Below are 13917 nucleotides of genomic sequence, written 5' to 3' on the forward strand. Positions count from 1 at the left end.
GCGGCGATTCTGAATTCTTTTGCAGGCCTTGGGAACTTTTTTGTTTCTGGCTGTCTTGCCGTTCGTCGCTGAACCAAGCGCGCCAGGGCTGGACTAACCTTGAAGGCCTGAGGCGCTATTTTTCATTCCAGGGGAGCATCGCACATGCAATTGGGAATCGTGGGGCTGGGCCGCATGGGCGGCAATATTGCACGGCGCTTGATGCGTGGCGGGCACCGCATGGTGGTGCATGACCGCGATCGTCAGGCAGTGGAAACCCTGGTCAAGGAAGGCGCCAACGGCGCCCATGACCTTGGCGCGCTGGTAGGCAAGCTGGAGAAACCCCGGGCGGTGTGGGTGATGCTGCCGGCCGGTGAGCCGACCGAGCAGACCATCGCCCAGCTTGCTGACCTGCTCGACGCCGACGACGTGATCATCGACGGCGGCAATACCTTCTACAAGGACGACATGCGCCGCGCCGCCGAGCTGGGCAAGCGCAACCTGCACTATATCGATGTCGGCACCTCGGGCGGCGTCTGGGGCCTGGAGCGCGGCTACTGCATGATGATCGGTGGCGAGCAGGCGGTGGTCGACCGCCTCGACCCGCTGTTCGCCACTCTCGCCCCCGGGGTTGGCGACATCCCCCGCACCCGCGGCCGCCAGGGCCCGGCCGGGCGTGCCGAGCAGGGTTACATTCATGCCGGGCCCGCAGGTGCCGGGCACTATGTGAAGATGATCCACAACGGCATCGAATACGGCCTGATGCAGGCCTATGCCGAAGGGTTCGACCTGCTCAAGAGCAAGGGCAGCGATGTCGTGCCGGCCGAGCAGCGCTTTGACCTGAACCTGGCGGAAATCGCCGAAGTGTGGCGCCGTGGCAGTGTGGTCACCTCCTGGCTGCTGGATCTTACCGCCGACGCCCTGGTGGCCGACCCGCAACTGGGCGGCTACAGCGGCTCGGTGGCCGACAGCGGCGAAGGGCGCTGGACCATCGATGCGGCGGTGGAACAGGCGGTGCCGGTGCCGGTGCTGTCCAGTGCGCTGTTCGCCCGCTTCCGTTCGCGCCAGCAGCAGGGCACCTACGCCGACCGCATGCTGTCGGCCATGCGTTTTGGCTTTGGTGGCCACGTCGAGAAGAAAGCCGAATGAGCAAAACACAGATCGAAGCGGCACCGCCTTGCAACCTGTTCCTGTTTGGTGCCAACGGCGACCTGGTCAAACGCCTGTTGATGCCGGCCTTGTACAACTTGAGCCGTGATGGCCTGCTCGACAAAGGCCTGCGCATTATTGGCGTCGACCACAACGCCGCCACCGACAACGAATTCGCCGCGCGCCTGCAAGCCTTCATGCGCGAACGCGACAGGGCCAGCGAAGGCGCCAGCAAGTGCCTGGATGACAAACTCTGGGCGCGCCTGGCCAAACGCATCGGCTACCTCACCGGCGATTTTCTCGACGAGGCCACCTACCAGACCATCGCCGAACGCATCCGCAGCAACCCCAGCGCCAACGCGGTGTTCTACCTGGCCACCTCACCGCGCTTTTTCAGCGAAGTGGTGCAGCGCCTGGGCGCCGCTGGCCTGCTCGACGAAAGCGCCGGCTTTCGCCGGGTGGTGGTGGAAAAACCCTTCGGCTCGGACCTGGCCAGCGCCGAAGCGCTCAATGCCTGCCTGCTCAAGGTCATGAGCGAAAAGCAGATCTACCGCATCGACCATTACCTGGGCAAAGAGACGGTGCAGAACATCCTCGTCAGCCGTTTTTCCAACGGCCTGTTCGAAGCGTTCTGGAACAACCACTACATCGATCACGTGCAGATCACCGCTGCCGAAACCGTCGGTGTCGAAAGCCGCGGCGCCTTCTACGACAGTACCGGCGCCTTGCGCGACATGGTCCCCAACCACCTGTTCCAGTTGCTGGCGATGGTCGCCATGGAGCCGCCGGCGGCCTTTGGCGCCGATGCGGTGCGTAGCGAGAAGGCCAAGGTCATCGGCGCGATCCGGCCCTGGTCGAAGAACATGGCCCTGAAAAACTCGGTACGCGGCCAGTACAGCGCTGGCAAACAAGGGCGCAAGAAGGTCCCCGGTTACCGCGAAGAACCTCGGGTCGCGCCCGACAGCAACACCGAAACCTTCGTCGCCCTCAAGGTAATGATCGACAATTGGCGCTGGGTCGGCGTGCCGTTCTACCTGCGTACCGGTAAGCGCATGAGCGTGCGCGACACCGAGATTGCCATCTGCTTCAAGCCAGCGCCCTATGCCCAGTTTCGCGATACCGAAGTCGAGCGGCTCAAGCCCAACTACCTGAAGATCCAGATTCAGCCCAACGAAGGCATGTGGTTCGACCTGCAAGCCAAGCGCCCGGGCCCGGCCCTGGCCATGGAGAACGTCGAGCTGGGTTTTGCCTACAAGGACTTTTTCAAGATGCAGCCGTCCACCGGCTACGAGACGCTGATCTACGACTGCCTGACCGGCGACCAGACCTTGTTCCAGCGCGCCGACAACATCGAGAACGGCTGGCGCGCGGTGCAGCCGTTCCTCGATGCCTGGCAGGAGGGCGGCGAGGTGCAGCTCTATGCCGCCGGTGACAACGGCCCGACTGCGGCGGACGAACTGCTGACCCGCGATCGGCGGGTCTGGCACCCGATTGGTTGAGGGTTCACGCACAAGGGGGATGAATGCCGGGTTTGATCGAAGACTACGCCCTGCTGGGTAACTGTCGCAGCGCCGCGCTGGTAGGCTGCGACGGCTCCCTGGACTGGCTGTGCCTGCCCAGGTTCGACTCCCCGGCGGTGTTTGCCGCCTTGCTCGGCAATGAAGAAAACGGCCGCTGGCGCCTGGCGCCGAGCGAGCCTTTGGTGCAGGTCAGCCGTGAATACCTGGACGGCACCCTGATCCTGCACACCACCTTCACCACCGCCAGCGGCCGCGCGCGCCTGATCGACTGCATGCCCCTGGCTGAACACAACAGCGTGCTGCGCATTGTCGAGGGCCTGGAAGGCGAAGTGCCGTTCGAGATGGACCTGGTGATGCGCTTTGACTATGGCAACAGTGTGCCTTGGGTCGAAAAGGCCGAGCCGCTGGTGCTCTCGGCGGTGGTTGGCCCCGACCGGCTGATACTGCGCAGCGGCGCCGCCACCCAGGCCCTGGATCACCACACCGGCAGCCGCTTTACCGTCAAGGCCGGCCAGCGCCTGGCCTTCAGCCTGAGCCACCAGGCGTCACACCTGCCATTGCCTGCAGCGTTCGATGCCGAGCAAGCTTTGCAACGGACCCGGGAGCAGTGGCAGCAGTTTTCGTCGCGCTGCCCGGACGTCGGCCCCTGGACGGCGCTGGTCAAGCGCTCACTGCTTACCCTCAAGGCCATGACCTACGCGCCCACCGGCGGCATTGTCGCGGCGGTGACCACCTCGTTGCCCGAGCGCCTGGGCGGTGAGCGCAACTGGGACTACCGCTATTGCTGGCTGCGTGATGCGACCATGACCTTGCTGGCGTTCATGAACCTTGGTTACTTCGAAGAGGCCCAGGCCTGGCGCGAATGGCTGCTGCGCTCGGTGGCCGGCAACCCCGAGCAGATGCAGATCATGTACGGCCTGGCCGGCGAGCGGCGGCTGGCGGAGTATGAAGTGCCGTGGCTGGCCGGTTATGAAGGTGCACAACCGGTGCGTATCGGTAATGCCGCAGCGTTGCAGCACCAACTGGATATTTATGGCGAGGTCGCCGATGCCATGAGCCAGGCAATTCGTGGTGGCCTGCCGCGCCACCCGCGCAGCGCGGCGATTGCCCGGTTGATCATGCCGTACCTGGAAAAAACCTGGCAGCAGCCGGACGAGGGCATCTGGGAGGTGCGCGGTGGGCAGCAGCACTTCACCCATTCCAAAGTCATGGCCTGGGTGGCCTTTGACCGCGCTGCCGGCTTGAGCGATACCACCGAAGAAGGTCAGGTGCGCGCCGGGCATTACCGTCAGGTGGCGGCCAGGATTCACCGGCAGGTGTGTGAACAGGGCTTCGATGGGCAGCTGGGCTGTTTCGTCCAGGCTTATGGTTCGACCGAAATGGATGCCAGCCTGCTGCAGATTGCCCTGACCGGCTTCCTGCCGGCGGATGATCCGCGCTTTCTCGCCACCCTTGCGCGCATCGAGCAGCGTCTGCTACGCAATGGCCTGTTGCTGCGCTATGACAGCGACAGTGGCTGCGATGGGCTGACGCCGGGGGAGGGGACCTTCCTGGTCTGTTCGTTCTGGCTGGCGGATGTCTATGTGCTGCTGGGGCGGGAGGAGGAGGCCAGGACCTTGTTCGAACGTCTTGCGGCCCTGTGCAACGACGTCGGCCTGCTGGCCGAGCAGTACGACCCGCTGGGCCGGCGCATGCTCGGCAATTTCCCCCAGGCTTTCAGCCATATCGGCATCATCAACACCGCGCTGAACCTGCACCGCGCCCAGTGCCCGGTGCGCGACCGGGCGCAATGTGGTTAAAGGCATCGCGAGAGCCTGACTGGATTGCGCTGCGCGCTCGATCGCTGGCAAGGCCACCACAGGTTCGGTGAATGTAGATCCACTGTGGGAGCGGGCTTGACCCGCGATGCGGCCGGTGCAGTCAGCACATCAGTTGTGGCTAAATTGCGACCGCTTCGCGCTCGATCGCTGGCAAGCCAGCTCCCACAGGTTCAGTGCATGCAGACCCATTGTGGAGCCGGCGTTGCCGGCGATGAGGCCCGTGCAGTCAGCATTACAACCAGTAAGTCACCGCCCACCACCCCAGCCCACCCATGACCACGGTATAGGGCAGCGCCATCCACACCATGCGCCCATACGACAGGCGAATCAGCGGCGCAATCGCCGAGGTCAGCAGGAACAGGAATGCCGCCTGGCCATTGGGCGTGGCCACGCTCGGCAGGTTGGTGCCGGTGTTGATCGCCACCGCCAGGGTCTCGAAGTGTTCACGGCTCATGCCGCCGTTGACAAACGCCTGCTTGACCTCGGTGATATAGATGGTGGCGACGAACACGTTGTCGCTGATCGCCGACAACAGGCCGTTGGCGATAAACAGCATGCCCGGCTGCTGATCGGCCGGCAGCGCCAGTACCCACTGGATCAGCGGGGTAAACAGCTGCTGCTGGTGGATCACCGCGACCACGGCAAAGAACACCACCAACAATGAGGTGAACGGCATGGCGTCCTGGAACGCGCGGCCCAGGCGGTGTTCGTCGGTGATGCCGGTAAAGGCGGTAATCAGCACGATCACCAGCAGGCCGATCAGGCCGACTTCGGCCACGTGCAGGCCCAGGCCGATGATCAGGATCAGCGCCGCCAGGCCTTGCACCACCAGTGCGGCACGTTGCTGGGTGGTGCGCTGAGCGTCGTCTTCGGCGGCATAGGCGGCCAGCACCTGGCGCACGTTGTCCGGCAGCAGGGTGCCGTAGCCGAACCAGCGCAGTTTCTCCAGCAGCACGCAGGTGACCAGCCCGGCGGCCAGTACTGGCAGCGACACCGGCGCCACCTTGAGGAAGAACTCGGCAAAGTGCCAGCCCATTTCGTGGCCGATCAGCAGGTTCTGCGGCTCGCCGACCAGGGTGCACACGCCGCCCAGGGCGGTACCCACGGCGCCGTGCATCAGCAGGCTGCGCAAGAATGCGCGAAATTGCTGCAGGTTTTCGCGGTGCAGGTGGGCGACGTGCTGGTCGCTGTCCAGGTCCGAGTCTTCCCGTGGGTTGGCGCCGGAAGCGACGCGGTGATACACCGAGTAAAAGCCGACCGCCGCGCTGATGATCACCGCCGTCACCGTCAGCGCATCGAGAAACGCCGAGAGGAAGGCCGAGAGAAAACAGAACAGCAAGGCCAGCAGGGCCTTGGAGCGCACGCCGAGAAGAATCCGCGAAAACACGAACAGCAGCAGGTCCTTCATGAAGTAGATACCGGCGACCATGAACATCAACAGCAGGATCACCGGGAAGTTGTGCTGCAGCTCTTCATACAGCGCTTGCGGCGTGGTCATGCCCAGCAGCAGGGCTTCGACCATCAGCAGGCCGCCGGGCATCAGCGGGTAGCACTTGAGCGCCATGCCGAGGGTGAAGATGAACTCGATCACCAGCACCCAGCCGGCCACCACCGGGCCGAGGGTGAACAGCAGCAGGGGATTGAGCAGCAGGAACAGGCACAAGGTAGCCTTGTACCAGCGCGGCGACTGGCCAAGAAAATTGTGGGCCAGGGCGCCGGCCAGGGAGCGGGACATGAAAATGTATCCTTATGATTCAACAGCTGGGCAAAGTGCCGCATGTGTGAACGGAGATCAAGGTAAAAGTCCCGGTTTTGGCACAAGCGCGGCCTTGGCGCCGACGGGCACCTTGTTATAGTCCTGCGATCAACCTCGCCGCCTTCAAGGAGAGCACCGTGACTGACTACCAAGCGTTCAAGGTCGAACTGAACAACCGCATCGCCCACGTGCAGATCAACCGCCCGGAAAAGTACAACGCCATGAACGCGGCGTTCTGGAGCGAAATCGTCGAGATCTTCCGCTGGATCGATGAAACCGACGAAGTGCGCGCGGTGGTCATCAGTGGTGCCGGCAAGCATTTTTCTTCCGGCATCGACCTGATGCTGCTGGCCTCGGTGGCCAACGAACTGGGCAAGGACGTCGGCCGCAACGCGCGCCTGCTGCGCCGCACCATCCTGCGCATGCAGGCCTCGTTCAATGCCGTGGACAACTGCCGCAAGCCGGTGCTGGCGGCGATCCAGGGTTACTGCATCGGCGGCGCCATCGACCTGGTCTCGGCCTGCGACATGCGTTACTGCAGCAGCGACGCGCAGTTCTCGATCAAGGAAGTCGACATGGGCATGGCCGCCGACGTTGGCACCCTGCAGCGCCTGCCACGGATCATCGGCGACGGCATCATGCGCGAACTGGCCTACACCGGGCGCAATGTCGCCGCCGACGAAGCCCAGCGCATCGGCCTGGTCAACCGTGTGTTTGACAGCCATGAGGCACTGCTTGACGGAGTCTTTGCCATTGCCGCCGAAATTGCGGGAAAATCCCCCATTGCCGTGGCCGGCACCAAGCACATGATCAGCTACATGCGCGATCACCGCATCGACGATGGCCTGGAGTACATCGCCACCTGGAACGCCGCCATGCTGCAATCCACCGATCTGCGGGTGGCGGTTGCCGCCCACATGAGCAAACAGAAACCCGAGTTCGCCGACTGACCCCCGGCGGCGAACCCCGCAAGGAACCGGCACATGTCAGCGCGTTGGACCACCGCAGTACTGGACACAAACCTCACCGGCGGCTGGGCGGTTGCCCGCAGCCGCGAGGGTTTTCTGGTCGATGACAACGGCGCGCTGTTCCCGCGCGACTGGCTCAAGCGCCAGGCGCTGGACGTGCTTTGCGAGCACGGCATCGGCCATTTCGATGGCCAGCCGGTGTTCCTTCTGGAGTTGCGCAGCCCGCAGGCGGTAGCCGGCTGCAGCTGGCGCGGCTTGCGTCAGTTCATGCTCGAAGGCGACTTCGAGACCTACAAGATTCTTGGCTATGCCGCGCAGATCGGCACCTGGGCCCGCGAGCACCGCTTCTGTGGCAGCTGCGGCCAGGCCATGGAGCAAATCCACTGGGAGCGGGCGATGTACTGCGCGCCGTGTGATTTACGCAGCTACCCGCGCATCTCGCCGAGCATGATCGTGCTGATCAGCCGTGGCGACGAAATCCTCCTGGCCCGTTCACCGCGCTTTGTCAGCGGCGTGTACAGCACCCTGGCAGGCTTCGCTGAGCCTGGCGAATCGGCTGAAGACTGCCTGGTGCGCGAAGTGCGCGAAGAGGTGGCGATCGAGGTGCAGAACATCCAGTACGTCGGCAGCCAGTGCTGGCCGTTCCCCCATTCGATGATGCTCGGTTTTCATGCCGAGTACGCCGGCGGCGAGATCGTCATGCAGCCGGACGAGATCGAGGACGCCCAGTGGTTTCGCGTCGATGCGCTACCGCCGTTGCCGGCGGGGCGTTCGATTGCGCGCTATCTGATCGACCTGTACGTGGCCCGCCGCCTAGGCCTGGCCGAACCAGTGCTGCCACGCTAGGCGCACGGTCAGCGCCAGCACCACGGTGATGAACACCGGGCGGATGAACTTGCTGCCGCCGCTGATGGCGGTGCGCGCGCCGAAGAACGCGCCGACCATCAGCGCCGAGCCCATCGACAGGCCCACCAGCCAGTCGACCTGGCCGGAGAAGATAAACACCGACAGCGCTGCGGCGTTGCTGACGAAGTTCATGCTGCGCGCCACGCCGCTGGCTTTGACCAGGTCGATGGGGTAGAGCAGCAGCGTGCTGACGGTCCAGAACGCGCCGGTGCCGGGGCCGGCCACGCCGTCGTAGAAGCCCAGGGTGAAGCCCTGGGGGATCTGCCACTTCTTTTTCACCGGCGCATCGGCATCCAGCGGCGCCTTGGGCGTGCCGCCGAACAGCAGGTACACGCCACACAGAAAGACAATCACCGGCAGCATCTTGTTCAGCCATTCGGCCGGCAGGTAGTGGGCCACCACCGCACCGATCAGGGCACCGATAAAAGTACCGACCAGGGCATGACGCCACTGCGCCGGGTGGAACAGTTTGCGCCGGTAGTAGGTGAAGCCGGCGGTGGCCGAGCCGAAGGTCGAGCTGAGCTTGTTGGTGCCCAGCACCAGGTGCGGTGGCATGCCGGCGGTGAGCAGCGCCGGGGTGGTGAGCAGGCCGCCACCGCCGGCAATGGCATCGATGAAACCGGCAACGAAGGCGACGGCGGCAAGAATCGCCAGGGTGGTGGGGTCTACGCTGAGTTCGAAAGGCATGGCGTGGGCTTAACAGGACGCGCGTCGGCAGGCGCAAGGCCGCCATGTTAAACGCAAGCGTTTGCGCTGCCCAGTGCAACCCGGGTACTGAACAATTATCTATGTGATCGGCGCTGTCGGCCTCTGATGTACTGAGGCTTCCCCTTCAATCAGAGGCATCTGTGATGTCATCGCTAATGAGCAATTCCCCTGCGCCATCGTTGCCGCATGCCGGGATCGGTTACATCCCGTCGTTGGTTTCACCCCTTGAACAGGAAGGTTTGCCCCAATGGCTGCAGACTGCCGATCCGGCCAAGCGCCTGCGCCTGATGCGCATACGTGAAGAGGGCCGCACGCTGCGCCGTGAGCTGACGGCGACAATCAGTAAGTTGCAGACCCTGTATGAGTTTTGTCGACCCCAGCTTGAGAAAATGGCTGGTAAAAGTTATGGCGAAGTGGTCGACACCGTAAATGGCACGTTTCTGGTGTTCAAACCCCAGTCAGATACATTACCTAATGATCTGGATGAGGTGCTGCTGAGTCAGCGCTCAATGTACGAAGCCGCCTTGCAGAATTTCAATCAAGCGCAACTACTGCAATTGGCTCGCAACCCTTACATCAAGCTGGCCGTACCCACGGAGTTCGATCTTTTTGCTGGCTTCACCGGCAAGGATCGGAACGCCTGGAGTAGCATCACATCCATCGTGTGTTACGCCGATGAGGGTGTTGCCTATGCGTTGCGCGTTCGTTCCCTGGATATGGGCAAACAGTATCAGGAGTATTTAACCCGTGAGCTGGCTGCCGATTCCCTGGCGCAGGTCAAATGTGTCGCTGCGATGAATGTCCTGGCCGAGGAGCTGGCGATTGCCGATATCAAGGGCCTGCTGAGCAGTGCCGCTAACGTGATCGTCAACGCGTTCATCAACGGAGCGGCACGCGATGACCGCCATGGCAGTCAGATCCGTCATACCCTCAATGACGGTATCTCCCCCTACGATTATGCCGAGGAGTGGTCGCTGCACCTGCTGGGCGATGTGGCACTCAGTGAAATTCTGGTGTTTGGTGCCGACAAGCCTCAGTCGCCCTGTGTTGCCTTTGTACCGGGACATCCCCAGCAGCCATTGAAGGAGTACCCCTCCCGTTCAGCGTTCCTGAACGATCTGCAGATACAGCTGACTTCTAGCGATTTTCAGGCTTTTTTTCGCCGTTTCGTACCAATGGCCAAATGGTCCAGCGTGTTTGACGCGTTGCAGGAGCCCGACGAGTACACACGCAACAAGCGCTTGAATCTGCGCACCGAATCGCTGGGCAAAGGTTTGAAGGCACACTGGTACGAGCAAATGTGCCGCAGGCTTGGCGACGATGCCAGGTATCTGGCGGTGCCCACGGCGTTGGTGGAGGGCCGCACGAAAACGTTTGCCCCCATCCCTTATTTTCTCGAGGCTACTCAGCAGCACCTGATGTTCGGTGCCGGGGTCGGGTTTCAAGCCGGGGAAGAGGACGAAGGCCAGGCCCCTTCGGATTTCGTCAAGCCATGGCGCTGGGTGATCCTGCCCAACGGCCGTTACGGGCGTTGGGCCAGCAACCTGAGCAGCTATACCTTGCCGCCCAAGTTGCAATTCGATCCGCCCAATAGCCAAGGCATCATCCACTCGTCTCTGGGGCGGGCCATCCGTATCAATGGCCGCAGCTATTTGATCAAATTCGATGCCAGTATTGGTAAAGAGCGCTTATACCTGGATTCCGAAGCACGTACTTATAACCCGATCCTCGAACACAACGGCGCGGGCAGTTGGCATCACAGCCTGGAGCGCCCCGAACGGTGGGGGCGGCTATCGCTACTGCGTCGCCTGGGGAGCTGGCTGGACGACCTGGGTGATGACGACCTGATGCTGGCGGCGCGCCTCAGTGGGGTCACCAATGCCACCTTGCGCAGGGTGTATAGCCATGACGATGCGCCGCCTGCATTGCTGGTGTGGACGATTGGCCAATTGCGGCGGGTGCGCAAGACCGAATCGCTGCTGACTCTGGTCAAGGACGGGCGTGTGGTGCCTGCTGAGTACGAGGTGCCAGAGCTGGCAGAATTTCGTGCGTTGTATACGGTCACCGAGACTCAGGTACCCCGGCCACGACGCAGCCCACAACCGGACGATGATAACGCTTATTGCGGCCCTGACTGCGCCACACCGCCGGCGGTGCTGTTTCTGGAATGGTACGACAGGCTGTTTCGTGCATTTCTGGCGCGTAGCGAGACCACGCTGCAACTGCCTGAGCCGGCGCAAGTGGCTTCAGCCCAACAGATCGGCGAGCTTGTCCAGCACTATCCGAACCTGCCTGTGCAGATTCTTGACGAGCTGATTGCCCAGTCCTCACCGCCCGTTCTGGAACGTCTGTCCCGCGGTTTCCTAGGCCTGAACCTGTTCGAGCGTTCACGCCGGGCCTGGAACGCCTATCGGCTGACGCGGGCGCTGATGGGCTTTCGCGCGCCGGCTCAAGCCAACATCGATACCCGTACACTGGCGTTCGCATTGTTACCGGCCTTGCCCGGCTGGCACTCGGACCTGAACCTTGCGATGTACCCCGGGGATGTGCGCAGAACCACGCCCAGGCGCCTTGCCCAGGTGCCAGGTGCAGCGTCCTGGGGGCTGGGGAGCGGCGGCCCGTTCAGCTACGAAGTGGTTCAGCTGCAGGGCGAACGTTACCTTGAAAGCCGTTTCCACGTTGATTTCCATGCCGCATTGCTGGATCTGATGGGGCCGGCGCAGCGCCAACGCCTGGGGTTGGGTACGAACGAGACTGAACGACTGCGCAACTTGCTGTATGAACTGGCTGTTAGCCAGCCGACGCGCACCCTGGCCTTGCTCGGCATTGAACGTCCACGGGTTACCTTGCATCCGCATGGCTCCGAGCGCCGCGCCCGGGCGATGGCTGGCACGGGTGGGCGCTTCGAGCGCGAGAGCAGCATCGAACGGTTGCAATTGATGTTCCCTCGGGCATCCGAGAGCCATATCCAACGTATTCTCGACCAGGTGACACGACAGGGGCCAACGGTCGTTGACGCACTCAATCGACTGGAGGACGCGCGACTGCGCCTGGACGGTGCGCTGCGGGCCTGGGTTGGTGCCACCAATGTGCACGGGGCAGGTTTTGGGGCGCGCCGGCGAGGGCATATTGCCGAGCAGTTGCTCAACGCACTGGACCCGACAGTCACTGTGCTCGAGATCAACGATGCGGTTGTTGACAACCTACCCGCATTGCCGCTGGAGTTCGACGCCATACAGCGCCTAACCCTTAACCTGCCGAACATGGATACCCTGCCTGGCAGCTTTATCGCGCGCTTTGCGAACCTGCGCGAACTGCATCTGACGGCGAGGATAGACAGTTTGCCAAACGGCCTGACCGATTTGCCGCAGCTGCACACGCTGTCCTTGATAAACGCGCACATGCGTGCAGAGGACTTGAGGCCGATCGGCCTGCTTTCGCAGCTAAGGGAACTGAACATTATCAATCTGTGGCCAGCGGCAAGCCCTAGCCAAACCTTCACCTGGTACGCCGAAGATATGGCGGCCATCGCCCGCTGCCAACATCTGCAGCGATTGGTGCTCCGAGACTGCCAGGCGTGGTTCGAGGGCGATGTGATCGGTGCGCTAACGCCACTTCAACATCTGACCTATCTTGACCTGTCCGGCAACGCGTTCACGCTGTATGGGGAGAATGTTCGCGGGCTCGTTCATCTGCGCCACCTGGATCTGAGCCGCACGCCACTGCACGACGCAATCGATGTCAGGGGCATGAGCGAGTTGCGTTGCCTGGACCTGCATTACTCGTACGCCGCTTGGCCGCTAGGCCTGGAAAGCCTGACGCACATCGAGCACGCCAACCTTGAGGATGTCAATCTGCTGAGCGTGGCTGCTGGTGCTGGCCGTGTGCCTGGGCTGCGTCTGTCGGTTCACGGGCTCAATCCCACGGACCGCGAGCGATTGCTTTCGGAACTGGCGCAAGTGAATAACCTGTCAGGGGCAATTTATGGTGAAGTCCGCCTGTCACGCGTCATGATGGGCGAGTCAACAAGTGACTCCGAGGAGGAAGTTAGTGGTGGAGAGGGCGACGAAAACGCTCTGCTCGAGGGCTTGTCGACGCAGGAGCGGAGTCTGGCGCAGGAATTGATTGACGCGGACAGTAACGGCAGTCGTGCGTTCTTTGCGTTGATGAACACGATACTGTCGCGAACGCCAGCGGATGAGCGCGAAGAGGTAACCAGACAAGCCCACTCGATCATCCTGCGCATGTTCGATGAAACCCGGCGTGAGGAGTTCTACCGCGTAGCACTGGACCTGGGCTGCATAGATTCTGCAGTGCAGCGTTTTTCCGACCTGCTGGGGCTGGCAGAAGCGGATCGGGTGGTGGCCACTACCTCCGGTGATGCCCGCCCCGCGCTGATTGAACTGGGCCTGTCGCTGTGGCGGGTTCGCAGCCTGCGCGAGTCTGTGGCCAGGCGCTATCGCGATTGGTGGGCACAACGCCCTAATCCCGCCGGTCAGCCGGACTATGCCGAAATCGAGTTGTATATTCGTATCGCGTTGACGGCCCGGCTACGCTTGCGCCACCAGCCCAGACGCCAGGCCAATGCCGGCATGGTGACATGGATGACCCGTTCGATGGCGGATGAGGTCGAGACCGATGTGCTGACCACGCAGGCTCAGGATTTCCCGGTTGCCTTGAGCGACCAGCCGTTCTGGCAGGAGCACCTGGTTGCGCAAGAGTGCGCTCCCTGGAGCTACGAGGTTGAATCGGCGCTGCAGGAATTGGCCGTTGGTGAAGGGCTGCCACGCACATTGGGCGAGTCGGCACGTACCCGGCTGGAGCAACTCTTGACTCAGGCCCGCAAAGTCATTGCCGAGCGTGATGAGGTGCCGGTGAGTTCCGGGCCGCTGGTGCTGGACAACGAAGATCATCGGCTGCAGGCGTTCAACCTGATGCCGGCATTGATCCAGTTGTCCAGGGTCGAATACACCCGGCAGGTAGTCAGCGAGTACTTTGCCCAGGGCGTCCCGACACAAAGCCCGCAGCCGGGGCCTTCGGGTGTACAGCGCAAGCCCTGATCGGCAAAAGCATCGAGGCATGAAGAAAGGGGCCTGAGCCCCTTTCTTTTA

At 62.6% G+C, this 13917-nt stretch carries 8 protein-coding genes; 6 read left to right on the forward strand and 2 right to left on the reverse strand.

Translation table 11 applies throughout. The features are described from left to right. The first annotated feature begins 117 nt into the window (after positions 1 to 117). From gnd to UB48_RS15410, 3 genes are read left to right on the forward strand one after another with little or no spacing between them, the layout of a single operon-like run. Positions 118 to 1128 carry a phosphogluconate dehydrogenase (NAD(+)-dependent, decarboxylating) gene (gene gnd, locus UB48_RS15400; RefSeq protein WP_275560030.1) on the forward strand — a complete coding sequence of 337 codons (1011 nt, stop codon included), beginning with the start codon at positions 118 to 120 and terminating at the stop codon, positions 1126 to 1128. Then, a complete protein-coding gene (gene zwf / locus UB48_RS15405) occupies positions 1125 to 2627 on the forward strand; it encodes a glucose-6-phosphate dehydrogenase (RefSeq protein ID WP_045198552.1) in 1503 nt (500 codons plus the stop codon). Before gnd ends, zwf begins: the two co-directional genes overlap by 4 nt. A 23-nt stretch (positions 2628 to 2650) precedes the next feature. Then, the gene (locus tag UB48_RS15410; RefSeq protein WP_045198554.1) at positions 2651 to 4447 is read left to right on the forward strand and encodes a glycoside hydrolase family 15 protein; all 1797 of its coding nucleotides are present in this window, start codon (positions 2651 to 2653) and stop codon (positions 4445 to 4447) included. A 253-nt stretch (positions 4448 to 4700) separates the two neighbouring features. Here UB48_RS15410 and nhaB read toward each other — a convergent pair whose 3' ends face one another. Next, entirely contained in the window at positions 4701 to 6203 is a 1503-nt protein-coding gene (gene nhaB / locus UB48_RS15415) for a sodium/proton antiporter NhaB (protein WP_045198556.1), read from the reverse strand. Between the two features lie 158 nt (positions 6204 to 6361). On the opposite strand from nhaB, the gene UB48_RS15420 reads away from it, so the two are divergent. Both UB48_RS15420 and nudC read left to right on the forward strand, forming a co-directional pair. Beyond that, a complete protein-coding gene (locus UB48_RS15420; RefSeq protein WP_045198558.1) occupies positions 6362 to 7174 on the forward strand; it encodes a crotonase/enoyl-CoA hydratase family protein in 813 nt (270 codons plus the stop codon). A 33-nt stretch (positions 7175 to 7207) separates the two neighbouring features. After that, a complete protein-coding gene (gene nudC / locus UB48_RS15425; RefSeq protein ID WP_045198560.1) occupies positions 7208 to 8038 on the forward strand; it encodes an NAD(+) diphosphatase in 831 nt (276 codons plus the stop codon). On the opposite strand, the gene UB48_RS15430 is transcribed toward nudC, so the two are convergent. Continuing rightward, positions 8006 to 8785 (reverse strand): TSUP family transporter, encoded by a 780-nt coding sequence (locus tag UB48_RS15430; RefSeq protein WP_045198562.1) that lies wholly within the window; start codon positions 8783 to 8785, stop codon positions 8006 to 8008. The two genes, nudC and UB48_RS15430, sit on opposite strands and share 33 nt — an antisense overlap. Before the next feature lie 176 nt (positions 8786 to 8961). Between UB48_RS15430 and UB48_RS15435 the strand changes: the two genes are divergently transcribed. Further along, positions 8962 to 13866: a DUF6543 domain-containing protein gene (locus UB48_RS15435; RefSeq protein WP_177329166.1), complete on the forward strand. Its 4905-nt coding sequence runs from the start codon at positions 8962 to 8964 to the stop codon at positions 13864 to 13866. Positions 13867 to 13917: the final 51 nt, after the last annotated feature.

It is taken from the genome of Pseudomonas sp. 2(2015), assembly GCF_000955865.1.
Classification (GTDB): domain Bacteria; phylum Pseudomonadota; class Gammaproteobacteria; order Pseudomonadales; family Pseudomonadaceae; genus Aquipseudomonas.